Genomic DNA, 22923 nt, shown 5'->3' on the forward strand with positions numbered 1-22923 from the left:
CGTGGGGCCCGAGCTTCCCGCTCGGGCCCCACCGCGTTTGGGTCATCCCACGCTACGGCCCCACGTCGAGGATGCGCACCGGCCGTCCCTTCCACTCGTCCGCCGCAGCCGTCGCGACCCTCGCCCCATCCGGGCGCTCGGGGTTCGGCTGGGCCACGTAGGCGGCGTGGGCCATCGCCCATCCGGCAGTGTCGCGCGCCACCGAAAGGGCGGCAGGCAGGTCCAGGTCGAGAACCGTCAGGCTGGGCAGGGCGGCGATGTGCTCAGCCGTCCCGGGGCGGCTGCGGTCGGCCTCCACGAGGGCACAGGCCGGGGCGTAAAGGAACCAGTCCGCTTCGGCGTGCGCTCGGTGGATCAGGCGGGAAAGCAGGATATTGCCGCGTCCGGCGGCCACCATGGCCGTGTCGTCCAGCACGATGTGCATCGCATCGGTCACCGGGGGGCCGCCTCGGCCAGCCGCCGGTCCAGTTCGGCGTCCAGGTCGGCCACCTCGGCCTCGGTGGGGTCGTACCCGTTCCACTCCCGCAACACGGAACGAGCCTTCTCCGCACGCTCGGCACGCTCGGCGGGGGTCAGCGCGGTCTCGGCCAGGCGGGCGAGGTAGGCCCGCAGCGAAAGCCCCTCCGCGGCCGCTATCTCGGCCAGCCGGTCTCTCGCCTCGGCGGGGATACGGATGTTCGCGTCGGACATGGTGAGGCTCCCTCCACTCATGACGCCAGGGTACGGGTACGTCCCCGTACCCGTACCCCATTCCGCCGGAACGCTGACGTCAGACCAGGAAGTCCGCCGCCAGGCGCGCCGCCGCCCGTTCCAGGAGGGGGCCCGCCTGGGCGATGCAGCGGGCGGGGTCGGGCTCCAGGTCGGTCAGGGGGTAGGCGCGGCGGATGCCCGCGCTGCCCAGGGCCGACGGGGGGAGGGCGAGGCGGCCGCAGACGGCCACGACCTCGATGCCGCGCGCCCGGGCCGCCGTGGCCACGCCCGCCGGGGCCTTGCCGTGCAGGGTCTGCTCGTCGAGCGAGCCCTCGCCCGTGATCACCAGGTCGGTGCCCTCCAGCGCCGCCGCGAAGCCGAGCACGTCCAGCATGACGTCGATACCGGGGCGGAAGGTGGCGCCCAGGCCCAGGAGGGCGCCGAAGCCGATACCGCCCGCCGCGCCCGCGCCGGGCGCCTGGGCGCAGTCGGCGGCCCGGGAGCCGACCGCGCGCTCCAGCACCCGTACGTAGTGCGCCAGCGCCGCGTCCAGCGCCTCGACATCCTCCGCGCCCGCGCCCTTCTGCGGACCGTAGACCGCCGCCGCGCCCTTCGGCCCGGTCAGCGGATTGTCGACGTCGCCGGCCAACACGATCGCGGTGTCCGCCAGCCGGGGGTCGAGGCCCGTGAGGTCCGCCGTGGCCAGCTCGCGCAGCGGACCGCCGCCCGGGGCGACGGGCGTGCCGTCGGCGTCCAGCAGCCGCGCACCCAGCGCGCTGAGCATGCCCGCGCCGCCGTCGGTGGTGGCGCTGCCGCCGACGCCGAAGACGATTCGGTGCGCCCCCGCATCCAGGGCCGCGCGCAGCAGCTCACCGCTGCCGTAGGTGGTCGCGGTCAGCGGTGCGAACTTCCCGGCCGGGAGGTGCCGCAGCCCGGAGGCCTCGGCCATCTCCACCACGGCCGTGGCCCCGCGCAGTGCGTACGCCGCCGTCACCGGGGCGCCCAGCGGCCCGGTGACCACCACCTCGCGCCGTTCGAATCCGGCCGCGACCGCCGCGTCCACCGTGCCGTCACCGCCGTCGGCGACCGGCAGCGCCACGATCTCCGGCTCGGCGCCGTCCGCCGTGCCCCGGCGCAGCCCGGCCGTCACACGCTCGGCGACCTGCACGGCGGTGAGCGAGCCCTTGAACTTGTCCGCGGCGATGAGCACACGGGTCGGCCGGGTCGCCTGTCCCTCGGCCCACGTCTTCGTCTTCGTGTTCGTCGGCTCTGCCTTTTCCTCGTCCGTCACCTTGGTAACCCCTTGCTTCCGAACAGGCAGTCGCACCGCTGCGACCCTATCCGCCGCCAAGCCCCTTGCCCACCACCGCTTTCCCGCGCGCTCCGGCCCGGACTCCGGTACACCTGACACATGGGCCTCAGCGGCAGCGCACTCGCGGACCGGATCCACGGCGGCTGGCTCGGCCGTATCGCCGGGAACATGCTCGGCAAACCCGTCGAGCGCGGTGATCACTGGACGCGTGACCGCATCGACCGCTATCTGCGCCGCGCCGGCGCCCTGCCGCTGACCGACTACCTGCCCGCGCTGGAGCCGCCACCGGACCCGGTGGAGTTCGAGCTGCGCCCCGAGTGGCAGGAGTGCACCCGTGGCCGGATCCACGGGAGCTGCCGCGACGACGACGTGGACTACTCCGTCCTGGGGCTGCATCTGCTGGAGACCCACGGCTTCGGCTTCACCACCGAGCAGGTCGGCGAGCTGTGGCTGCTGCGGCTGCCGTACCTCCAGACGTTCACCGCCGAGCGCGCCACGTACCGCAATCTCGCGGCCGGGGTGAAGCCGCCGCTCAGCGCCACCCTCGACAACCCGTACCAGGAGTGGATCGGCGCCCTGATCCGCGCCGACATCCACGGCTGGGTCAACCCCGGCGACCCGCGCCGCGCCGCGGGGATGGCCCGGCGCGACGCCGTGCTGTCCCACACCGGCAACGGGGTCTACGGCGCGATGTGGGCGGCCGCCCTGATCGCCGCCGCCTTCACCGCCGACGGCCCCCGCGCCGCCGTCGAGGACGCCCTGGCCCCCATCCCCCCGCGCTGCCGCCTGGCCCGCGTCGTCCGCCGCGCCACGTCCCTCCACGACGCGGGCGTGGCCTGGGCCGACGCCCTGGACCAGCTGGCACGGGAGACCGTCGGGCTGCCCTGGATCCACGTCGTCCCCAACGCCGCCGTCATCACCGCCGGACTGCTCTACGGCGCCGGGGACTTCACCTCCACCATCACCCTGACCGTCCGCGGGGGCCTGGACACCGACTCCAACGGCGCGACGGCGGGCTCGGTCGCGGGTGTGCTCTGCGGGGCGGAGGCGATCCCCCCGCAGTGGACTGTCCCCCTCGAAGACCGCCTGCGCAGCGCGGTCTTCGGCTTCGACGGCGCCCGCATCAGCGACCTGGCGGCGCGTACCCACCGGCTGGCGGTGGCGGGCGCTCAGCTCGTTGCGACGTGACCACGGCGAGATCAGCCACCAGACGGCCCACCAGAAAGGGCGGCCCTTGCGGCCGACGGCGGGCTGACGGCCTGCCTGCTGGACGGTCCAGCAGGTGCGGACACGGCCGGTTCGCGGGTGACGAGGGCCAGCGGCTCACCGGCGGCGCCCAGCACCTCGTACGTGGCGGGGCCGCCCTTGGCGGCCGGTTTCCGGCTCCGGATGCCCGGCGAAACGCGGTCGCCGCTGGTCGCGCTCCCTGCGTAGGCTCGGCGGCATGAGCAGCGAGACACAGCACCGGCCCCTGGTGGCGATCCTGAGCGGGGCGGGCATCTCCACGGACTCCGGGATCCCCGACTACCGCGGCCCGCAGGGGCTGTGGCGGCGGGATCCGGAGGCCGAGAAGCTCGTGACGTACGACTCCTACATGACCGACCCGGAGATCCGGCGCCGCTCCTGGCAGATGCGGCGCGGCAGCAAGGCGCTGCAGGCCCGGCCCAACGGGGCGCACGAGGCCGTGGTGCGGCTGGAGCGGTCCGGGGTGCCGGTGCGGGTGATCACCCAGAACGTGGACGGGCTGCACCAGCTCGCCGGGCTGCCCGCGCGCAAGGTGCTCGAACTGCACGGCACCGCACGGGTCGTCCAGTGCACCGTCTGCGACGCGCGGTCGGCGATGACGGACGCGCTGGAACGGGTGGAGTCCGGCGATCCGGACCCGGCCTGCGAGGAGTGCGGCGGGATCCTGAAGTCGGCGACGGTGATGTTCGGGCAGAGCCTGGACCCCGAGGTACTGACCCAGGCGGTCGCGGTGGCACGGGCCTGCGAGATCTTCATCGCGGTCGGCACCAGCCTCCAGGTGCAGCCCGCGGCCTCCCTCGCCGGGATGGCGGCGGAGAACGGCGCCCGGCTGATCATCGTCAACGCCGAGCCGACCCCGTACGACGAGATCGCCGACGAGGTCGTCCGCGATCCCATCGGTGAGGCGCTCCCGGCCCTGCTGGACCGGATCGCGACGGGCGCCTGAGCCGGGTCAGCCCACGAGGTCCCAGACCCCGACGAGCCCGGATCCGCTCTCGAAGTCCAGGAGTTGGCGCTTGCGGGCGAGCCCGCCGCCGTACCCGGTGAGGCTGCCGCCGGCGCCGACGACACGGTGGCAGGGAACGATGATGCCCACCGGGTTCTTGCCGTTGGCCAGGCCGACGGCGCGGGACGCGGTGGGCTGCCCGATGCGGTCGGCGAGCTGTCCGTAGGAGCGTGTCTCGCCGTACGGGATACGGCACAGCTCCTCCCAGACGCGCCGCTGGAACGGCGTACCGGTCAGCTTCAGGGGCAGGTCGAAGTCGGTCAGCTCGCCCGCGAAGTAGGCGGTGAGCTGGCGGGCGGTCTCGGCGAACGGCGTGTCGCCGGGGGCCGCGGGCGCGCCGAAGCTCTCCTCGGGCGGGCGGTGCCGCTGCCCGGTCATGTAGAGGCCGCTGAGCGCACCGTCGGTGGCGACCAGGGTGAGCGGGCCGACGGGGCTGTCGATGACGGTGTGGGTGCGGGTGGTCATGTCGGGTGTCCTTCCCGGGGCGTGCGGGAGCGTTTTCCTGGGGCGCTTGCCTGGGGGCCGTCCGGGTCCTGGCGTCAGGGCGCGGGCAGCCGGTTGATCGCATGCGTCTCGTCCGTCGCCCACAGGTACTGGACGGCGTACGCCCGCCACGGCCGCCACCGCGTGGACCAGCGGGTGAGGGCGCCCGGAGTGGCGGGCAGACCCAGCCCCGCGGCCGCCCGCCGCACCCCCAGGTCGGTCGGGACGAACGCGTCCGGGTCGCCGAGCGCGCGCATCGCGATGACCTCGACGGTCCACGGGCCGAGACCGGGCAGCGCGGCCAGACCGGCGCGGGCCTCGTCCCAGTCGGTGCCGACGCCGAGGGCGACCCGGCCCCCGGCGAGGGCGTCGACCAGACCGGTGAGCGTGGCCCGGCGGGTGCGCGGCATGGCCAGCGCCTCCGGGTCGAGACCGGCGAGGGCCCGGGCGGTCGGGAAGAGGTGGGTCAGCCCGCCCGCCGGGTCCTCCACGGGCTCGCCGTGGGCGGTCACCAGGCGGCCCGCGTGGGTACGGGCCGCCGCCGTGGACACCTGCTGCCCGAGTACGGCGCGCACCGCGAACTCCTCGGCGTCGACCGTACGCGGCACCCGCCGTCCGGGGGCCTTGTCGACCAGCGGGGCGAGCTGCTCGTCGGAGCGCAGCAGGTCGTCCACGGCGGCCGGGTCGGCGTCGAGGTCCAGCAGGCGGCGGCAGCGGCTGATCGCACCGGCCAGGTCCCGCAGGTCGGCGAGCGAGAGCTGACAGGCGATGTGGTCCGGGCGCGGGCTCAGGGCGACGACCCCGGGCCCGTACGGCAGCCGCAGCGTCCGCCGGTAGGCGCCGTCGCGCCACTCCTCGACGCCGGGAACGGCGGTGGCGGCCAGATGCCCGAAGAGGTTGTCCGGGCACAGCGGCGCCCGGAAGGGCAGCCGCAGGGTCAGCGCGCCGGGGACGGCGGGCTGCGGACCGCTTCTGGCCCGCTGCCGCAGCTCGCTCGGGGTGAGCGCGAAGACCTCGCGCACGGTCTCGTTGAAGGAGCGGATGCTGGCGAACCCGGCGGCGAAGGCGATGTCCGCCATCGGCAGCGGGCTGGTCTCGATGAGCAGCCGCGCGGTCTGCGCCCGCTGGGCGCGGGCCAGCGCGAGGGGCCCCGCGCCCAGCTCGGCGAGAAGCTGCCGCTCGATCTGGCGGGTGCTGTAGCCGAGCCGCGAGGCGAGCCCCGGCACCCCGTCCCGGTCCACCACGCCGTCCGCGATCAGCCGCATGGCGCGCGCCACCAGGTCCGCGCGCTCGTTCCACTGCGGGGAGCCGGGGCTGGCGTCGGGACGGCACCGTTTGCAGGCCCGGAAACCGGCCTGCTGGGCGGCCGCGGCGCTGGGGTAGAACCGCATGTTCTCGGGCTTCGGACCGACGACCGGGCAGCTCGGGCGGCAGTAGATACCGGTGGTGACAACGGCGATGAAGAACCATCCGTCGAAGCGGGCGTCCTTGGCCTGCGCCGCGCGCAGGCACCTGTCGGTGTCGGTGTGCATGTCTCCAGCATCCGTCGGCGGATGGGGCGGTGCTCGCGGAAATCCGACATCGACGTCGTGGCGGGGGAAGGGGTGGCGCGGCCGGTCCGGGCCCGCCTTCGTCCCACGAGGATGTTGTGTCAAACGGGCAGACCAGGACCGTACGGATCGGCATCATGGCCATGTGACGGACTACGCCGAGATCCCGCTTCCCGATGGCACCCCCGTACGTCTCGAACTGGCCCCCGTGGCCACCGCCGCTCCCCCCAGCGCCAACGGCGGCCCCGAGGGCGGCCCGGCGGAGCGGCTGCCCGGCGGGATCGGTGGGGTGACACCGGTGTCCCGGCCTCCGCGGGCGGCTACGGTGCTGGCCGCGGAGGGGCTGCGGGCCGTACTGCGGCCGCTGGGGCCGCTGTTGCAGGAGGTGCATGACGCGGTGTCGGCCGCGGCGAACCCGCCCGATGAGATCCAGGTGCAGTTCGGGGTGCAGGTCGGACAGGACCTCAAGCTGGGCATCGTCGGCGCCAACGGCCAGGCCAGCCTGACGGTTTCGGCCACCTGGCAGCTCTCGGGTCCCCGTACGGCCTGACCGATGGAGTGATTCCGTCCCGCCAGGGTGGTCTCGGGGTCCTCTTCGCCGAGGGAACGCGAGTGCGCGTACCGGAGTGCCCCGCCCGCCGCGCAACGGCGGGCGGGGAGGGTGCGGATGGAGGCTTACACGCCTGTGGGGAGGTCCCAACGGGTTCCGTCGGGGATGTGCCGGACATGCGCGCTTCCGTCCGCTTCACGGGCGTACCCGAAACGGTCCTGTGACGGGCGGCCCATGTCGTTCCACCAGCGCCATGCGGCCTCGGCTTGCTTCCAGAGTTCGGCGTCGCCACCGTAGGTGACAGTGCCGGTGTTTTCGCCGGCGAGTGGCGTGCGGGCCCATGAGCCGTCGGCGCGCTGGATCTGGATCGCCATCCCTGCGAAGTCGTCGACGTGGTAGACGAGTTCCGCCCCTGGAAGGTGCAGGGCGAGCAGCAGGCGGAAGGGGTAGTTGCCGCGGATGTCGTTGGCGGTGACCGTCGTCGGTCGGGTTTCCGCCTCGGGTGCTCGCCCGGGTCGCTGTGGTGCTGTGTAGGTGCGTGCCTGCGAGCGGGCTGCCATGAAGCGGCCGGCGGTGCTGGTGAAGTGGCCGTGGGCGCGCTGCTGCTCGTCGACGGCGAGGCGGACGAGTCCGCCCTCGATGCCGAGGGCAACATCGGCGACCAGGATGGTTCCGGGTGTGCTCTGCTCGATCCACGCGCGGGGGATGGCGGGTACGGAGCAGGTGCCGATGATCCGGTCGAAGGTGTCGCCGGTGGGGTAGCCCTGCGTACCGTCGCCGGAGGCGAGTTGGGGCGTGTATCCGGCGTCGGCGAGGTGATGCTGTGCTTCCTGGACGAGCGCGGGGTCGACGTCGACGGAGTGAACGAGGCGTTCGCCGAGGCGGGCACAGAGTAGGGCGGAGTTGTAGCCGGTGCCGGTGCCGATTTCGAGAACCTTATGTCCGTCCTCGACGCCGAGGTCTTCGAGCATTCCGGCCATGAGGCTTGGCAGCGTGCTGGATGAGGTCGCCACGCCCGTCCAAGCCGTCTCGTCGACCCGCTCGGCGGTGGCCGGGTCGAGTGCGATGACGAGGGTCTGGTCACGGTAGACGGCGGCGAGGTCGTCGGCGCTTGCGGTTCCCTGGTGTTCCCGCCATACGGCGATGCCTTTGTCGTTGGTCTCCTGCTGGAACCAGCGCGGGACGAACGCATGCCGCGGGGTGTTGGCGAACGCCTCGGCCCACGGGCGGGTGCGGATGGCGCCGGCCTTGATGAGTTCGTCGGCGAGGGCGGTCATATAAGGGCGCGCCTGGTCGAGGGCGAGGGCGCTCATGCGGGGACTCCTTGCAGTTCGTCGGCGATGGCCTGAGAGATGCGCAGGCCCGTTGCGTGCTCGATCCAGTCCCATTGCCCGCAGGGATTCGCTTCCAAGAACGTCCACTCGCCGGCGGGGCTGACGATGAAGTCGAGGGCCGCGAACCGCAGGCCGAGGCGGTCCATATAGCGTCGCACCCCTTCGGCGACGTTGTCCGGGGGCGTGCACGTTCGGTACGTGTGCGCGGCGTAGTCGCTTCGCCAGTCCTCGTGTGCTGCGTCGCTCTCGGCGTGGATCTCTGCGGCGAACAGCCGGTCGCCTACGACGGTAAGCCGCACCTCGTACGCCTTGTCGACCCACGCTTGGAACAGGTGCGCGGTGGTCTCGATACCGCGCAGGTCGCCGAGGTCGTCCTCCGTGAGGCGGTGCGTGCAGACGGTCTTGAGCTGGTCGCCCTCGATGAACACGGGGGTAGCTACCGGCTTACAGACGACTGGGCCTGCGATGTCGCCGACGAACGCGCGGACGGTGTCCGGGGCGTTGGTGATGAGCGTGGGTGGCACCGTCATGCCGCAGTCCCGCGCGGTGGCGAGTTGGAGCGGCTTGTACTCGGCACGGGACATGGCGGCGGGGTGATTGACCCATCGGCAGTTCAGGGCGGTGATGACGCCGCCGAGGCCGGTGCGGGCCTGAGCGGCGGCGAACCTGCGCTCGGGTTCCGACATGGTCGCCGGAAGGCTGAACGGGTTCGGGGCGCGGTAGTAGACGGCTGATACGTCGGCGACGTCGACGGCGCGGTGAGCGGTGGTGAGCCCGCCGAACCACCCTTGCCGGGCGTCGATGCGCCCGGCAAGGGTGAGCTCCTGCGGGAACTCGGCGGTGTCCATGCGGAACACCTCCGCTCCACCGTCCGTGAGGGCCTTCACCACGCGGTCGGTCGGCCAGTCGTCGCGTGCTGCGATGACAAGAACGGTGGGCATGAGGGCATCAGTCCTTTGCGCCCTCATCGAGCGGCGGGGGGTTGTTCACATTGCCGTCGGGGACGGTGGGGTTGTGGGTCTGCATATAGGGGAGCGGGCCGTCGTACAGGCCGCGGGACATCTGTAATTCGTTGTCATAGACGGCGGGCGGCATCACGGTCGCCTGAGCGGCGTTGGGGATGCGGGCGAACCGGAGAACCCACGGGCGGGTACTCGGTCCGGTGGCGGCCTCGCTGCTGTGCGGAATACGTCCGCCCTCGGGTGCGAGCGGGAATGCTTCCCGCGGGTGCGCGATGGTGGTCACAGCTGATTCCTTCCCTGCCGTGGAATGAGGTTGGGTGGTGCTGTGGTGCACCGCCCCGCCTTGACCAGTTGGCTGGGTGCGCGGCCGACGGTGTCGGCCGCGGCTTGTTCATTCGGTGCGTCGGGCTGCTCGATCCCGGGCGGTGCGGGCGCGCGGTGGGCGTCTGCGCGGCCCGCGAGGATCACGGCGGGCGGGGTGAGGCCAACGAGGGCGAGGACCGATAAGGGGCACCATAAGGAGTCGCGGATGACTTCCGGTCCCGGTCGGGCGTGAGCGCCGCTCATCGCGCCGCCTCGATCGCATCCGGCGAAGTCGTCCATTCAAGGCCGCCGCCCTCGGGTGCCAGCCACGCCACCGGCGGCGCGTCCGGGTTCATGACCACGAGGCGGTAGCGGTTGTCTGTCAAGTCCGGTGCGATGGCGCGCAGGACGCCCACACGGCCATCGTGCGCGTGGTCGACGACCAGGTGACCGAGCAACGGATGGGATTGGTGACAGAGCCCCAGCGAGGTGGTCATCGCGTGCCCTCCGAGGTCGGTGGGTGGTCGGCACTGAGGGCGCACACGGAACAGACGGTGATGTCGGCGAGGCCGGGTACCGGGATCGCGGGACGGGCCAGGGTGTAACCGTGGTGGCAGACGGGGCAGGCATGCCCGGTGATCACGGGGACGGGCCACGTCTCCCGCGGCGGGATCACGATCTCCGGGGTGCTCACGTCGCTACGGGATGGGGGGTTGGGGGTCTTGGGGGGAGTGCGCTTACGGCGCAAGGTCTGCTCCTCTCCGTAGCGCTTCCACTACCGGGGGCGACTCAGCGTGGCCTAGAGTCGGGCTGTCTTCAACGTTTCAGGAGGGGACGAAAGGTTGTGAAGCCCTTTGAATCGCAAGGAGTTGAACCCGGATAGCTCACCGCAGGCGGCCTACGGGGCGCGTCTGCGCAGCCTGCGGGAAGCGCGCGGCTGGACTCAAGATGATCTCGCCGAGCGCATGGAATATTCCAGTGTGCATATTTCGGCGGTTGAAACTGGTCGGAAATCTCCAACTCTCCGCTTCTCGCGTAGTGCAGACAGGGCACTCGGTATCGAGGGCACAGCAGACGCGTTCGAGCGTGAGTACCGCGAGATCAAACACGGCAGCCTGTTGGAAGGCTTCCCGGAGTACGTCGGGTACGAGGGCCGGGCGGTAGAGATCCGGCTGTTCCAGATCGGGCTGATCCCCGGCTTATTACAGACACCGGAGTACGCGAGGACGGTGGCGGATGGTGACGTGCAGCGCGGGGCCATCACGCCCGAACAAGCTGAGGAACGCGTCTCCTTCCTCGCGGAGAGGCAAGCCGCGCTGGTGCGTCACCGGCCTCCTATGGTGCTTGTGGTGATGGATGAGAGCTGTCTTCGTCATGAGATCGGCGGTGACGAGGTCATGGCAGGGCAGCTCCGGCGACTGGTCGAAGTCGCTTCCCTCCCCAACTGGGTACTGCAAGTGGCACCCTTCGACATAGGAGCAAGAAGGCCGTTCAACCTGCCGGTCAACCTCCTCACTCTGGCTGACCGATCCGTCGTCGCGTATACCGAGTCACAGGCACGCGGGCATTTGGAGCGTGAAGGCAGCGCCGTGCTGCCCATGCTGACGTCATACCATCAGTGGCAGGCCGAAGCGTTGTCGCAGGCGACGTCGGTGGCCATGATCGAGCAGTTGCGAAAGGGCATCCCGTGACGACCGAATCCCCCCGCTGGTTTAAGTCCTCCTACAGCAGCAACGGCGGCGATTGCGTCGAGGTCGCCGTAAACCTCGTCGCCTCGCGCGGCATGATCCCCGTCCGTGACTCCAAGAACCCGAGCGGTCCGATACTGGACTTCACCGCCGATGCGTTCGCGTCCTTCGTGGCGGGCGTCAAGGTCGGAGAGTTCGGCGCTGTCTGACTCATCGGAGTACGCAGAATGCGCCCCCTGTACGGCCCGTGCACGGGCCGTACAGGCGGCATTGTGGAGCGGATGAGTTGCCAGGCGGATAGGGCGCAGCCGACGCCGCCGATGATGACGGCGAGGCTGGGCAGGGGGCCACCGTGCCCGCGTTCGAGGGCGGCGAGGCCCAGCACGGTCTGCACGAGGGTGCGGCAGACGGCGTCCGGCATAGGGCTCTCCGTTCAACGGACGTGCGGCTCGTCACCCCGTCCGCATCATGGTCGGGTACCCGTCCCGGACGCCCTATCGTGTACGCCATGTCGTCCACCGACCTCATCCGTATCGTCTCCCGTTCCTCCCCCATGGCCCTGGCCCAGGTCGAGCGGGTCCGCGCCGAGCTCTCGGCCCTCCACCCCGGCACCCGTACCGAGGTCGTGCCGGTCACCACCTCCGGGGACCGGTGGATGGGCGATCTGTCGAAGCTGGGCGGGAAGGGCGCGTTCACCAAGGAGGTCGACGCGGCGCTGCTGGCGGGCGAGGCCGATCTGGCCGTGCACTGCATCAAGGACGTGCCTGCCGACCGGCCGCTGCCCGCGGGCACCGTCTTCGCCGCCTACCTCAAGCGGGACGACATCCGTGACGCCGTGATCCACCCCGAGGGGCTGACCCTCGACCAGATGCCCGAGGGCACCCGGATCGGCACCTCCTCGGTGCGGCGGGTCGCCCAACTCGCCGTCACCCACCCGCATGTCCAGTGCGTGCCGATGCGCGGCAACGCCAACCGCCGGCTGGAGAAGCTGGCCGCGGGCGACGCGGACGCGCTGCTGCTGGCCGTCTCCGGACTCGAGCGCATCGGCCGGATGGACCGGGTCAGCGAGATCCTTCCCGTCGACACCATGTGCCCGCCGATCGGCGCCGGAGTGCTCGGGCTCCAGTGCCGCGAGGACGACACCGCCACGATCGAGGCCGTCGCCGGGCTCGGTGACACCGACGCGTGGAAGGAGGTCACCGCGGAGCGGATGCTGCTCCACGTCCTCCAGGGGCACTGCAACTCCCCCATCGCGGGCTTCGCCAAGGCCGAACGCGACGGGCGGCTCTCGCTGCGCGCCCGGGTGTTCAGCCCGGACGGCAAGACGGTACTGGACGCCCACGAATGGGCGGGCCCGCTCGACCCGGCCACCCTGGGCACCTCGGTGGCGGTGGCGCTGCTGCGGCAGGGCGCCCGCGAGGTCATCGACACCATTCCGCAGTCAACGACCTGGGACTAAAGTCCCGGGCTTGCACTACGGGCGCCACTGGCTGTGGTGCTGCGTTTGCGTCCTGTCCCACACTCCGGTTCGGGACGTGGGGCTGGGGCGGTTGACTGCGCCCCGCGTCGCCACAACTCCCACGCTCTCGCGCGGATGTTGCGGGAGCTGTTCCGGTCTGCGTGACCAACGAATCCGCAGTTCCGGCACGCGAACCAGGCTTGGGAGACCCGGTTCGCTCTGTCGATGTGCCCACACTCGGCGCAGGTGCGGGAGGTGTACGCCGGATCGACGTGCACCACCGGCACCCCTGCCCTGCGGGCCTTGTAGGCGATGAACTGCCCCAGCTGGGCGAAGGACCAGCTGGAGTGGGTGGCCCGTTGGGGCTTGCGAAGCCGTACCCGCTCGCGGATGCCCGTCAAATCTTCCAGGGCGATCCCGCGACCGGTGCGTTCTGCCTCGGCCACCAAGTGTTTCGCGATCTTGTGGTTGATGTCCTTGGCCCGCCGGGCCTCCTTGCGGCGCCGCTTCTTCATGCGGCGTTTGGCGGAGGGGGTGTTCTTCTTCCGCAGCTTGGTGCGCAGCGTGCGTTCCCGGGCGCGGATGCGGGTCAGTTCACGCCCGGCCATGATCTCGCCGTCGGAGGTGGTGGCGATGTTGACGATGCCCAGGTCGACGCCGAGGAAGTCCACCGGGTCCGTGTTCGGCGCGGCTTCGGGCACGTCGCAGGTGGCGTTGAGGAACCATATGCCGTCCCGGTAGACGAGATCAGACTCGCCCTTCCGGTGGAGCGCCAGGGTGGCCAGTTGCTCCGGCGCGGCGGTGATCGCCACGTCCTTCATCCGCCCGGCAGTGGTCCAGATCGAGATGCGTCGCTGGTCGATCTGCCAGGACAACATCCTGTCGTCGTAAGGCTGTGCGCCCTGCGGGCGGAAGACGACCGGCTTCTGCGCCGCCCTGCGGTACCGCTTCGAACCCGGCCTGCCCAGGTTCCCGGCCTTCAGGGCGGACTTCAGCGTGGCGTACGCGTCGCAGGTCTTCTTGATGACGTGCTGGGCGGCCTGCGCCCCCAGCCCCCAGCGGGCCTTGATCTGACGGTAGGTGTGCTCGCGCAGCGCGAAGTTGCTCTTCACATTCTTCTTGAACGCCACGCCGCTGACCCAGGTCGCCGCTTCGTTGCAGGCGCGCAGGGTCGCCTCCAGCGCCGCCGCCTGCACGGGCGTCGGCAACAGCTTAACCTGCACCACCAGCTTCACGATCAGCAAATCTACGCAGGCATACGACTGTCCACCGCATGTTCCCCACACATCACTCGACCGAGTGAGCCCGCCACCACGTGAACACGGCACCGGCTCCACCGGACGCGACACTCGGCCGCTTCGCGGCCAAGTACAGACAAGCGATACCGCAGCGCTCCGCACCGCGACCACGAGGATGCGATTCCTCCCAGGGCTGAGCCCGGGGGTCCCTCGCAAGAATCTGCTGCAGGACCGGAGGGACCGGGCATCACCGCCGCTGTCGCAGCCTCCGCCACACCGCACGCGCCGCATGGTGCCCGGACATCCCGTGGACGCCGGGCCCGGGCGGGGTGGCCGAGGAGCACAGGAAGACGGCGGGATGCGGGGTGGCGTACGGGACACGGGCCAGCCGGGGCCGGATCACCGCCTGTACGCCCTCGAAGGCACCGCAGGCGATGTCGCCGTCCACATAGTTGGCGTTGCGCGCGGCCAGCTCGGGCGGTCCGGCCACCGCACGGGCCAGCACAAGATCGCGGAAGCCGGGTGCGAAGCGCTCGATCTGCCGCTCGATGACGTCCGTGGCATCGCCCTTCCAGCCGCTGGGCACATGGCCGTAGACCCAGAAGGTGTGCTTGCCCTCGGGGGCGCGGGAGGGGTCGAGCAGGGAGGGCTGGGCGCCGATCAGGAACGGTACGGTCGGCTCGCGGCCCTCGGTGGCGGCCCGCAGCGCCGCGCCGATCTCGCCCGCGGTGGGGCCGATGTGGACGGTCCCGGCGCGGCGGGCGGCGGGCGCGGTCCACGGCATCGGGCCGTCCAGCGCGTAGTCGATCTTGAAGACGGCGGCCCCGTAGCGGTAGCGGCCGAAGGCGTTGCCGAGTCCGGCGATCCGGGCCAGCGCGGTCGGTGAGGTGTCGAAGACATACGCGCGGGCGGGCGGCAGTTCGTCGAGCCGCTTGACCGGGGTGTCGACGTGGATCGCGCCGCCCTGCTCCCGCAGGTACGAGCCGAGCGCGTCCGCGATGGACTGGGAGCCGCCGCGCGGCACCGGCCAGCCGACCTCGTGGGCGGCGACCGCGAAGGTGAGGGCGGCGCCCGCGGTGGCCGGCGCGCCGGTCGGCGCGATGGCATGTCCGGCGAGCCCGCTGAGCAGGGCCTTCGCCTTCGCGTCGCGGAAGCGGCGGGCGAGGAGGGTGGCGGGCTGGAGGGCGTGCAGCCCGAAGCGGACCCAGGTGGCCGGGTCGCGCGGCACCCCGTCCCACTGGGTGCGCAGCACGTCGGGGGCGAAGGTGTGCCATTTGCCGAGGTACGGTGCGACCAGCCGCCGGTAGGTCCCGGCGTCGCGCGGCCCGAGCGACATGGCCGTCTCACCGACCGAGCGGGCCAGCACCGCCGCTGAGCCGTCCGGGAAGGGGTGGGCGAGCGGCAGCTCGGGGTGCAGCCACTCCAGGCCGTGCCGGGCGAGCGGCATCCGGTTGAAGGCCGGGGAGCCGACCCCGAGGGGGTGCACGGCGGAGCAGGGGTCGTGCCGGAAGCCGGGGAGGGTGAGCTCCTCGGTGCGGGAGCCGCCGCCGATCGCGCCGGCCGCCTCGAAGACCTCCACCGCACAGCCGCGGCGGGCGAGTTCGACGGCCGCGGTCAGCCCGTTCGGTCCGGCACCCACCACAACCGCGTCGAGCATCGACGGCACGTCGGCCTCCTCCTCGCCTGTGAGGGTCAGTGGAACGATCAGCCGGCGGCGGCCAGCAGACTCAGGATATGCCGTACGGTCGCCTCGTCCCGGGCCGCTGTGAAAGGAAGCGCGTTTCCACCGGCGATCCGGAAGGGCTCGCCGGTGAGCGTGGCGCTGGTGCCGCCCGCCTCGGCGACCAGCAGCAGCCCCGCGGCGTGGTCCCAGGCGTTCTCCCAGGTGAAGGCGAGGGCGTCGAGCAGACCGCGGGCCACCTTCAGATACTCCAGACCGGCCGAACCGCACGGGCGCGGCTCGATGCCCGGGGTGGCCAGACCGGCCAGGGCGCGCTTCTCCGCGTCCGTGGTGAAGTCGAAGTGGGAGATGGCCACTTCGAGGACCTTGCCGGGCTCCGGGGAGCCGGAGCGGATCGGCTCGCCGTTGAGCCGGGCGCCCTGGCCGCGCCGGGCCACGGCCATCTCGTCCAGCGCCGGGGCGAAGGTCCAGGAGGCGAGCAGTTCGCCGTGGTGGGCCAGGGCGACGAGGGTCGAGAAGCCCGGGTCGCCGTGGACGAACTGCCGGGTGCCGTCGACCGGGTCGACGATCCACACCGGGGCGTCTCCGCCGAGCGCGCCGAGGACCGAGGGGTCGGCGTGCACCCCCTCCTCACCCACGACGGCCGAGCCGGGCAGCAGGGCGGTCAGCGAACCGGCCAGATGCTGCTCGGCCAGCCGGTCCGCGGTGGTGACGAGGTCGTGCGGGCCGTTCTTCTCGATGATCTCGTGCTCGGCGAGCTGCCGGAAGCGCGGCATGATCTCGGCGGCGGCCGCCTTGCGGACCGCCTCCTCGACGTCGGAGAGATCACCGGAGAGAAATTGATCGATCATGCGTTCATCGAACCATGCCGCTCCGACAGCCGGTGACGCGGTGGCGGCGGGACGGTGTCGCCGAGGTGAACCCCCTCGCCGCCCCGGGTCGGCCCGCGGCGGGCCGTTGCCGCCCGGTCGAGCCCACCGGCCTCGGGGACCCTCGGCGTGGGCCGCCGATCCCGGCGGTGGGGACCGAGCCGACCACGGCGGCCCCGAGCGCGGTGGGCACCCGGCGGCCGGTCGGGACGAACCGCGCCGACCGTCCCGGCCCGCGCAGCGCATACCAGGGACCGCGCCGCGTCAGCCGGTGCGGTGCCCGGCGGCTCCGCGCAGCATCAGCGCGGTGTAGAGCACCAGGGACGCTCCGAGCCCGACCGCCCAGCCGTAGTCGGCCAGCGGCTGGAGGAACGGGATCAGTCCGTCCTTCGGGAACGGGCCCTTCCCGGGCTGGGAGTACGAGCCGCCCACCGCGAGCAGCCCGCCGGCCGCGAAGGCGACCACGGCCCGCCAGTTCCAGCCGGACGCGTACCAGTAGCGGCCGCCGGGCCGGTAGAGATCGGCGAGGTCCAGCACCGTACGGCGGATGATCCAGTAGTCGGCGATCAGCACCCCGGCGACCGTGCCGAGCAGTCCGCCGACCACCCCGAGCCAGGTGAAGATGTACAGCTCGGGGGTGGAGGTGAGCTTCCACGGGAAGATCACCACACCGACGATGCCGGTGATCAGCGCCCCGGTGCGGAAGGTGATGAACCTCGGCGCCAGATTGGCCAGGTCGTAGGCGGGTGAGACGACATTGGCCGCGATGTTCACCGAGATGGTGGCGATCAGCACCGTCACCAGCGCGAAGAGCAGACCGAAGACATGGTCCGCCTTGCCCGCGAGCGCCACCGGATCCCAGATGGCCTCGCCGTAGACGGCCTCCGAGCCGGAGGTGACGAAGACCGACAGCAGGGCGAAGGCCGTCATGGTGGTGGGCAGACCCAGCGACTGGCCCCACACCTGGGCGCGCTGGCCCGCGCCGAAGCGGGTGAAGTCGGGGATGTTGAGGGAGAGGGTGGCCCAGAAACCGATCATGCCCATGAGGGCGGGGAAGAAGACGGGCCAGAAGTCGCTGCCCCAGCCCAGCTTGGAGGGCTGGTCGAGCAGCGAGCCGAAGCCGCCCGCCTTGACGGCTATCCAGACCAGCAGCACCACGGCCCCGACGATGACGAAGGGCGCGGCCCAGTTCTCGAACCGTCTCAGGGTCTCCATACCCCGGTAGATGATGGCCAGCTCCAGGGCCCAGAAGATGATGAAGCACAGCCACAGGGTCCAGGGATAGCCCCCGACCTCACCGGCCTTGGCCCAGCCGCCGCCGAAGACCTTGCCCAGCAGGACGTAGATGCCCTGTCCGCCGATCCAGGTCTGGATGCCGAACCAGGCGCACGCGACGGCCGCCCGGATCAGCGCGGGGAGGTTGGCGCCGCGCAGCCCGAACGAGGCGCGCGCCAGCACCGGGAAGGGGATGCCGTACTTGGGTCCGGCATGGCCGGTGAGCAGCATCGGCAGCAGCACGATCACATTGGCCAGGGCGATGGTGAAGACGGCCTGCTTCCAGTCCATGCCGAGGGCGACCAGACCGGAGGCGAGGGTCCAGGAGGGGATGTTGTGGGCCATGCCGACCCACAGGGCGGTGAAGTTGTAGGTGGTCCAGCGGCGCTCGGCCACCGGCACCGGCCGCAGGTCCTCGTTGCTGAAGCGGCTGTCGGCCAGGGCGGTGCCGGGTGGCAGTTCGACACGGCCGTCGGGGTGGGTGATCCGGGCGGGCTCGGCGGGGGGAGGTGCGGTAGCGGTCATGGCGACCCTCTTCGTTCGAAACAGCGGGAGCGGGAAGGGGACGTGGGGGATCGAACGAGTCCGTGCGGGGCCCGAGGGCCGTGCGGGGCCCGGAGGCCGGTCGGCCGGAGAAGGGTGGGAGAGAACCGCGGGCCGGTCCGGGTGGACCGGCCCGCGGCGGAGCTATCCGGCGAGGGCGGGGATGATCCGCTCGCCGTAGGCGTCGATGGTCGGCTCCTTGGCGTCGTGCATCGCGTAAACGGCGAACTGGTCGACGCCCAGCGACCGCAGCCGCTCCAGCTTCTCGATATGTGCCTCCGCCGGGCCCAGCAGACAGAAGCGGTCGACGATCTCGTCGGGGACGAAGGCGGTGTCGGGGTTTCCGGCGCGGCCGTGGTGGCTGTAGTCGTAGCCCTGCCGCTCCTTGATGTACGCGGTGAGGGACTCGGGGACGGCACCGGAGTGGTCGCCGTAGCGGGAGACCAGATCGGCGACGTGGTTGCCGACCATCCCGCCGAACCAGCGGCACTGCTCACGCGCGTGGTCGAGGTCGTCGCCGACGTACGCGGGCGCGGCGACGCAGGTGGTGACCGCGTCCGGGTCGCGCCCGGCTTCGGCGGCGGCGTCCCGCACCGCCTTGACCATCCACTCCGTCAGGAACGGGTCGGCCAGCTGGAGGATGAAGCCGTCGGCCTTCTGTCCGGTCAGCGCCAGTGCCTTGGGGCCGTAGGCGGCCATCCACACCGGCAGCCGGCCGTCCTTGACCCAGGGGATGCGGACCGGGCTGCCGTCCACGGTCGCCTCGCGGCCCTCGGCCAGATCGCGGATGGTCTCGATGGCCTCGCCCAGCCGGGCGAGGGTGTTGGGTCTGCGGCCCGCCACCCGCATCGCGGAGTCGCCGCGGCCGATTCCGCAGACCGTGCGGTTGCCGTACATGTCGTTGAGGGTGGCGAAGGTGGAGGCGGTCACCTCCCAGGTGCGGGTGCCGGGGTTGGTGACCATCGGTCCGACGATCAGCCGCTCGGTGTGTTCCAGGATGCGGCTGTAGATGACGAAGGGCTCCTGCCACAGCACGGCGGAGTCGAAGGTCCAGCCGTAGCGGAAGCCGTTGTTCTCGGCGCGGCGCATCAGGTCGACCACCCCTGACGCGGGCGGATCCGTCTGAAGGACGAGTCCGAAGTCCATGCTCGCTCCCAGGTTCAGGGGTCAGGAGAGGTACTGGCAGGTGGCGCGCGGCAGGTACTGGCCGTGCCCGGCGCGGCCGGTGTACTCCCGCTGGTCGATGACGGTGGTACCGCGCGACAGCACGGTCCGCACCTGCCCGGTGATCTGCTTGCCCTCGTACGCCGAGTAGTCGACGTTCATGTGGTGGGTCTCGACGGAGAGGGTCTGTTCGGCGCGCGGATCGTAGATGACCACGTCGGCGTCGGCGCCGGGGGCGATGGTGCCCTTCTTGGGGTAGAGGCCGAACATCCGGGCCGGGGTGGCGCAGGCGATCTCGATCCAGCGGCGGCGGGAGATGTGGCCGTCCACCACGGCCTGGTGGAGCAGGTCCATCCGGTGCTCCACACCCGGCATTCCGTTGGGGATCTTCGAGAAGTCCCCGCGGCCCAGCTCCTTCTGACCGCTGAAGCAGAACGGGCAGTGGTCGGTGGAGACGACCTGGAGGTCGTTGGTGCGCAGGCCCCGCCACAGCGCGGCCTGGTGCTCCCGCGGCCGCAGCGGGGTGGAGCACACGTACTTGGCGCCCTCGAAGTCCGGTTCGGCGAGGTTGTCGGTGGACAGGAAGAGGTACTGCGGACAGGTCTCGCCGAACACCGGCAGCCCCATGTCCCGGGCCCGGGTCAGCTCGGCCACGGCCTCCTCGGCGGAGACGTGCACCACGTACAGCGGGGCCCCGGCGACCCGGGCGAGCTGGATGGCGCGGTGGGTGGCCTCGGACTCCAGCAGCGCCTTGCGGACCTCGCCGTGGTAGCGGGGGTCGGTCCTGCCCTCGGCGAGGGCCTGTTCGACCAGGACGTCGATGGCGATGCCGTTCTCGGCGTGCATCATGATCAGGCCGCCGTTGGCGGCGCCGCGCTGCATGGCGCGCAGGATCTGGCCGTCGTCGCTGTAGAAGACGCCCGGATAGGCCATGAACAGCTTGAAGCTGCTCACGCCCTCCTCCACCAGCAGATCCATCTCCTTCAGCGACCCCTGGTCGACATCGGAGAGGATCATGTGGAAGCCGTAGTCGATGGCGCAGTTGCCACCCGCCTTGAGGTGCCAGGCGTCCAGGCCCTCGCGCAGCGCGTGGCCCTTGGCCTGGATGGCGAAGTCGACGATGGTGGTGGTGCCGCCCCAGGCCGCGGCCCGGGTGCCGGTCTCGAAGGTGTCGGCGGCGAAGGTGCCGCCGAACGGCATCTCCATATGGGTGTGCGGATCGACCCCGCCCGGGATGACGTACGTCCCGGTGGCGTCGATGGTGCGGTCGGCGCTCCAGCCGCGGGCGCACTCGCTGTCGGAGGCGGCCAGGGCCACGATCTTCTCGTCCTCGATCAGGACGTCGGCGTGGGTCTCCTCGGCGGCGGTGATGACGAGCCCGCCACGGATCACGGTACGAGGCATCAGTTCCCGCTCCTTCCGGACTGGGTGGCCTTGAGGGCGGCCTCGAGGATCTCCGCGCCCTCCTCCGCCTCGGCGACGGTGAGGCTGAGCGGCGGGGCGACGCGCAGCACGCTGCTGTTGTGGCCGCCGCCCTTGCCGAGGAGCAGTCCGCCCTCGCGGGCGGCCTCCAGCACGGTGGAGGCGGCCTCGGGGGACGGCCGGTCGGTGCCGGGCTCGACCAGTTCGATGCCGATCATCAGTCCCCGGCCGCGTACCTCGCGGACGGCGTCGAGACCGGCGGTCGCGGCCCGCAGCCGCTCGATGAGCAGTCCGCCCACCCGGCGCGCGTTGCCCTGGAGGTCGTGTTCGACGAGGTGGTTGAGGTTGGCGAGACCCGCGGCCATGGTGACCGGGCTGCCGCCGAAGGTGGAGATGGAGTTGGCGTCCAGACAGTTCATGACCTCGGCGCGGGCCACCACACCGCCGATGGACATACCGTTGCCGATGCCCTTGGCGAAGGTGAGGACGTCGGGCGGCCCGGAGCCCTCGTGGGCCTGCCAGCCCCAGAAGTGGTCGCCGGTGCGGCCCCAGCCGGTCTGCACCTCATCGGTGATCCACAGGATGCCGTGCCGGTCGAGCACCTCGCGGAAGGCGGCGAACAGCCCGTCGGGCGGGGAGGTGAACCCGCCGACGCCCTGGATCGGTTCGGCGATCAGGGCGGCCACATTGCCGTGCGCCTGGCCGAGGATGTCCTCGAGGTCGGCGACGCAACGCTGGATGAACTCGGCGTCGGTGAGCCCGGCGAAGGGTCCCCGTCCGCGCACCCCGCCGTGGACGTACAGGGTCTGCAACGGGGACAGACTGGTCGGTGACCAGGAGCGGTTGCCGGTGATGCCCACGGCCGAGAAGGACCGGCCGTGGTAGCTGTTGCGCATCGCCAGGATCTGGTTGGAGCGGCGGTGGGTGGTGGCGAGCAGCAGGGCCGTGTCATTGGCCTCGGTGCCCGAGGTGGTGAAGAAGACCCGCGCGTCGGGGATGCCCGACAGGGCGGCGACGCGCTCGGCCAGGTCCACCATGGGGCGGTCGAGGTAGAGCGTGGAACTGTGCAGGATCCGGCCCGCCTGCTCGCTGATCGCCTTGGTGACCTCGGGCAGCGCGTGGGCGGTCATCGTGGTGAGGATGCCGCCGAAGAAGTCGAGGTAGCGGTTGCCGTCGGCGTCCCAGACGTGCCGCCCCTCGCCGTGGGTGATCTCGATGGGTTGCCGGTAGTACAGGGCCAGCCAGTCGGGCAGCACGGCCTGGTGCCGCCGGTGCAGCGCCGCGTGGACGCCGGAGGGCCGCTCGTTCACGGCTTCACCAGCCCCTCGTAGGCGTCGGGCCGCCGGTCGCGGTAGAAGGCCCACTGCCGGCGCACCTCGTCGATGACGTCGAAGTCGAGGTCCCGGACGATCAGTTCCTCCTGCTTGTCACTGGCCACCTCGCCGACGAACTGGCCGCGCGGGTCGACGAAGTAGCTGGTGCCGTAGAAGTCGTTGTCGCCGTACTCCTCCACGCCCACGCGGTTGATCGCGGCGACGAAGTACTCGTTGGCGACGGCCGCGGCGGGCTGCTCGAGCTGCCACAGATACGCGGACAGACCGCGGGAGGTCGCCGAGGGGTTGTAGACCAGCTGGGCCCCGGCGAGCCCCAGCTCCCGCCAGCCCTCGGGGAAGTGACGGTCGTAGCAGATGTAGACGCCGACCTTGCCGACGGCGGTGTCGAACACCGGCCAGCCCACGTTGCCGGGCTTGAAGTAGTACTTCTCCCAGAATCCCTTGACCTGGGGGATGTGGTGCTTGCGGTACTTGCCGAGATAGCTGCCGTCCGCGTCGATCACGGCGGCGGTGTTGTAGTAGAAGCCCGACTGCTCGACCTCGTAGACCGGCACCACGATCACCATGTCGGTCTCCCGGGCCAGTTCCCGCATCCGCTGGACGGTCGGCCCGTCCGGCACCGGTTCGGCCCACCGGTAGTGCTCCGCCTCCTGGACCTGGCAGAAGTACGGGGCGTTGAACACCTCCTGGAAGCCGATCACCTTGGCGCCCTGGGCGGCCGCCTGCCGGGCGTACTCCTCATGCTTCGCGATCATCGATTCGGTATCGCCGGTCCAGGTGGCCTGGACGAGAGCGGCACGTACGACATTAGCCAT

Annotated in this window: 24 protein-coding genes; 6 read left to right on the top strand and 18 right to left on the bottom strand. The window is 71.4% G+C overall.

Annotation, left to right across the window (positions count from 1 at the left end; translation table 11 throughout):
- Positions 1–52: 52 nt before the first annotated feature.
- The 3 genes from HUT19_RS09205 to HUT19_RS09215 form a co-directional block, all read right to left on the bottom strand.
- The gene (locus HUT19_RS09205) at positions 53–436 is read right to left on the bottom strand and encodes a hypothetical protein (RefSeq protein ID WP_176179988.1); all 384 of its coding nucleotides are present in this window, start codon (positions 434–436) and stop codon (positions 53–55) included.
- On the bottom strand, positions 433–690 hold the full coding sequence (locus HUT19_RS09210) for a hypothetical protein (RefSeq protein WP_176186680.1): 258 nt from the start codon (positions 688–690) through the stop codon (positions 433–435). The genes HUT19_RS09205 and HUT19_RS09210 overlap by 4 nt, the downstream gene beginning before the upstream one ends.
- A gap of 79 nt (positions 691–769) precedes the next feature.
- A complete protein-coding gene (locus HUT19_RS09215) occupies positions 770–1900 on the bottom strand; it encodes a glycerate kinase (RefSeq protein WP_176186682.1) in 1131 nt (376 codons plus the stop codon).
- A gap of 201 nt (positions 1901–2101) precedes the next feature.
- Here HUT19_RS09215 and HUT19_RS09220 point away from each other — a divergent pair, with 201 nt between their 5' ends.
- Together HUT19_RS09220 and HUT19_RS09225 are read left to right on the top strand one after the other, a co-directional pair.
- Positions 2102–3190 (top strand): ADP-ribosylglycohydrolase family protein, encoded by a 1089-nt coding sequence (locus tag HUT19_RS09220; protein ID WP_176179989.1) that lies wholly within the window; start codon positions 2102–2104, stop codon positions 3188–3190.
- Positions 3191–3446: 256 nt separating this feature from the next.
- The gene (locus HUT19_RS09225) at positions 3447–4193 is read left to right on the top strand and encodes a Sir2 family NAD-dependent protein deacetylase (RefSeq protein WP_176179990.1); all 747 of its coding nucleotides are present in this window, start codon (positions 3447–3449) and stop codon (positions 4191–4193) included.
- Between the two features lie 6 nt (positions 4194–4199).
- Here HUT19_RS09225 and HUT19_RS09230 read toward each other — a convergent pair whose 3' ends face one another.
- Together HUT19_RS09230 and HUT19_RS09235 are read right to left on the bottom strand one after the other, a co-directional pair.
- A complete protein-coding gene (locus tag HUT19_RS09230) occupies positions 4200–4718 on the bottom strand; it encodes a methylated-DNA--[protein]-cysteine S-methyltransferase (RefSeq protein ID WP_176179991.1) in 519 nt (172 codons plus the stop codon).
- 74 nt (positions 4719–4792) lie between these two features.
- The gene (locus HUT19_RS09235) at positions 4793–6268 is read right to left on the bottom strand and encodes a DNA-3-methyladenine glycosylase 2 family protein (RefSeq protein WP_176179992.1); all 1476 of its coding nucleotides are present in this window, start codon (positions 6266–6268) and stop codon (positions 4793–4795) included.
- Between the two features lie 163 nt (positions 6269–6431).
- Here HUT19_RS09235 and HUT19_RS09240 point away from each other — a divergent pair, with 163 nt between their 5' ends.
- Entirely contained in the window at positions 6432–6836 is a 405-nt protein-coding gene (locus HUT19_RS09240; protein WP_176179993.1) for a CU044_2847 family protein, read from the top strand.
- A 125-nt stretch (positions 6837–6961) separates the two neighbouring features.
- Here HUT19_RS09240 and HUT19_RS09245 read toward each other — a convergent pair whose 3' ends face one another.
- The 5 genes from HUT19_RS09245 to HUT19_RS09265 all read right to left on the bottom strand — a co-directional run bounded on the left by HUT19_RS09245 (position 6962) and on the right by HUT19_RS09265 (position 10129).
- The gene (locus tag HUT19_RS09245) at positions 6962–8149 is read right to left on the bottom strand and encodes a methyltransferase domain-containing protein (RefSeq protein ID WP_254885498.1); all 1188 of its coding nucleotides are present in this window, start codon (positions 8147–8149) and stop codon (positions 6962–6964) included.
- Positions 8146–9111, bottom strand: a complete 966-nt coding sequence (tgmB, locus tag HUT19_RS09250; RefSeq protein ID WP_176179994.1) for an ATP-grasp ribosomal peptide maturase — start codon at positions 9109–9111, stop codon at positions 8146–8148. The genes HUT19_RS09245 and tgmB overlap by 4 nt, the downstream gene beginning before the upstream one ends.
- Positions 9112–9118: 7 nt before the next feature.
- Positions 9119–9415: a hypothetical protein gene (locus HUT19_RS09255; protein WP_176179995.1), complete on the bottom strand. Its 297-nt coding sequence runs from the start codon at positions 9413–9415 to the stop codon at positions 9119–9121.
- A gap of 280 nt (positions 9416–9695) precedes the next feature.
- On the bottom strand, positions 9696–9932 hold the full coding sequence (locus tag HUT19_RS09260; protein WP_176179996.1) for a hypothetical protein: 237 nt from the start codon (positions 9930–9932) through the stop codon (positions 9696–9698).
- Complete coding sequence (locus HUT19_RS09265; RefSeq protein ID WP_176179997.1) at positions 9929–10129, bottom strand: hypothetical protein; 201 nt, start codon at positions 10127–10129, stop codon at positions 9929–9931. Before HUT19_RS09265 ends, HUT19_RS09260 begins: the two co-directional genes overlap by 4 nt.
- 160 nt (positions 10130–10289) lie before the next feature.
- Here HUT19_RS09265 and HUT19_RS09270 point away from each other — a divergent pair, with 160 nt between their 5' ends.
- From HUT19_RS09270 to hemC, 3 genes are all read left to right on the top strand, one after another.
- Positions 10290–11126, top strand: coding sequence for a helix-turn-helix transcriptional regulator (locus HUT19_RS09270; RefSeq protein ID WP_176179998.1), 837 nt, complete (start codon positions 10290–10292; stop codon positions 11124–11126).
- Complete coding sequence (locus HUT19_RS09275; protein ID WP_176179999.1) at positions 11123–11332, top strand: DUF397 domain-containing protein; 210 nt, start codon at positions 11123–11125, stop codon at positions 11330–11332. The genes HUT19_RS09270 and HUT19_RS09275 overlap by 4 nt, the downstream gene beginning before the upstream one ends.
- A 299-nt stretch (positions 11333–11631) precedes the next feature.
- A complete protein-coding gene (gene hemC, locus HUT19_RS09280; RefSeq protein ID WP_176180000.1) occupies positions 11632–12582 on the top strand; it encodes a hydroxymethylbilane synthase in 951 nt (316 codons plus the stop codon).
- Here the strand turns inward: hemC and HUT19_RS09285 are convergent.
- The 8 genes from HUT19_RS09285 to HUT19_RS09320 form a co-directional block, all read right to left on the bottom strand.
- Entirely contained in the window at positions 12579–13817 is a 1239-nt protein-coding gene (locus HUT19_RS09285) for an RNA-guided endonuclease TnpB family protein (protein ID WP_176180001.1), read from the bottom strand. The two genes, hemC and HUT19_RS09285, sit on opposite strands and share 4 nt — an antisense overlap.
- Positions 13818–14067: 250 nt before the next feature.
- Entirely contained in the window at positions 14068–15477 is a 1410-nt protein-coding gene (locus HUT19_RS09290; protein WP_176186686.1) for an NAD(P)/FAD-dependent oxidoreductase, read from the bottom strand.
- 47 nt (positions 15478–15524) lie between these two features.
- Positions 15525–16352: an inositol monophosphatase gene (locus HUT19_RS09295; RefSeq protein WP_176180002.1), complete on the bottom strand. Its 828-nt coding sequence runs from the start codon at positions 16350–16352 to the stop codon at positions 15525–15527.
- A gap of 282 nt (positions 16353–16634) precedes the next feature.
- Positions 16635–18170 (bottom strand): NCS1 family nucleobase:cation symporter-1, encoded by a 1536-nt coding sequence (locus tag HUT19_RS09300; protein ID WP_176180003.1) that lies wholly within the window; start codon positions 18168–18170, stop codon positions 16635–16637.
- A gap of 162 nt (positions 18171–18332) precedes the next feature.
- Positions 18333–19334 (bottom strand): TIGR03842 family LLM class F420-dependent oxidoreductase, encoded by a 1002-nt coding sequence (locus tag HUT19_RS09305; protein WP_176180004.1) that lies wholly within the window; start codon positions 19332–19334, stop codon positions 18333–18335.
- Between the two features lie 21 nt (positions 19335–19355).
- Positions 19356–20759 carry a dihydropyrimidinase gene (hydA, locus tag HUT19_RS09310; protein ID WP_176186688.1) on the bottom strand — a complete coding sequence of 468 codons (1404 nt, stop codon included), beginning with the start codon at positions 20757–20759 and terminating at the stop codon, positions 19356–19358.
- The gene (locus tag HUT19_RS09315; RefSeq protein ID WP_254885499.1) at positions 20756–22084 is read right to left on the bottom strand and encodes an aspartate aminotransferase family protein; all 1329 of its coding nucleotides are present in this window, start codon (positions 22082–22084) and stop codon (positions 20756–20758) included. The genes hydA and HUT19_RS09315 overlap by 4 nt, the downstream gene beginning before the upstream one ends.
- Positions 22081–22923 carry a nitrilase-related carbon-nitrogen hydrolase gene (locus tag HUT19_RS09320; protein ID WP_176180005.1) on the bottom strand — a complete coding sequence of 281 codons (843 nt, stop codon included), beginning with the start codon at positions 22921–22923 and terminating at the stop codon, positions 22081–22083. The genes HUT19_RS09315 and HUT19_RS09320 overlap by 4 nt, the downstream gene beginning before the upstream one ends.

Origin of the sequence: Streptomyces sp. NA02950 (genome assembly GCF_013364155.1) — a bacterium.
GTDB lineage: Bacteria > Actinomycetota > Actinomycetes > Streptomycetales > Streptomycetaceae > Streptomyces.

Coding starts and splice junctions, on each gene's coding strand:
- HUT19_RS09235 (WP_176179992.1), bottom strand. CDS start 6,268: ATGCACACCGACACCGACAGGTGCCTGCGCGCGGCGCAGGCCAAGGAC.
- HUT19_RS09290 (WP_176186686.1), bottom strand. CDS start 15,477: ATGCTCGACGCGGTTGTGGTGGGTGCCGGACCGAACGGGCTGACCGCG.
- HUT19_RS09320 (WP_176180005.1), bottom strand. CDS start 22,923: ATGGCTAATGTCGTACGTGCCGCTCTCGTCCAGGCCACCTGGACCGGC.
- HUT19_RS09300 (WP_176180003.1), bottom strand. CDS start 18,170: ATGACCGCTACCGCACCTCCCCCCGCCGAGCCCGCCCGGATCACCCAC.
- HUT19_RS09210 (WP_176186680.1), bottom strand. CDS start 690: ATGTCCGACGCGAACATCCGTATCCCCGCCGAGGCGAGAGACCGGCTG.
- hemC (WP_176180000.1), top strand. CDS start 11,632: ATGTCGTCCACCGACCTCATCCGTATCGTCTCCCGTTCCTCCCCCATG.
- HUT19_RS09305 (WP_176180004.1), bottom strand. CDS start 19,334: ATGGACTTCGGACTCGTCCTTCAGACGGATCCGCCCGCGTCAGGGGTG.
- HUT19_RS09220 (WP_176179989.1), top strand. CDS start 2,102: ATGGGCCTCAGCGGCAGCGCACTCGCGGACCGGATCCACGGCGGCTGG.
- HUT19_RS09230 (WP_176179991.1), bottom strand. CDS start 4,718: ATGACCACCCGCACCCACACCGTCATCGACAGCCCCGTCGGCCCGCTC.
- HUT19_RS09295 (WP_176180002.1), bottom strand. CDS start 16,352: ATGATCGATCAATTTCTCTCCGGTGATCTCTCCGACGTCGAGGAGGCG.
- HUT19_RS09225 (WP_176179990.1), top strand. CDS start 3,447: ATGAGCAGCGAGACACAGCACCGGCCCCTGGTGGCGATCCTGAGCGGG.
- HUT19_RS09260 (WP_176179996.1), bottom strand. CDS start 9,932: ATGACCACCTCGCTGGGGCTCTGTCACCAATCCCATCCGTTGCTCGGT.
- HUT19_RS09245 (WP_254885498.1), bottom strand. CDS start 8,149: ATGAGCGCCCTCGCCCTCGACCAGGCGCGCCCTTATATGACCGCCCTC.
- tgmB (WP_176179994.1), bottom strand. CDS start 9,111: ATGCCCACCGTTCTTGTCATCGCAGCACGCGACGACTGGCCGACCGAC.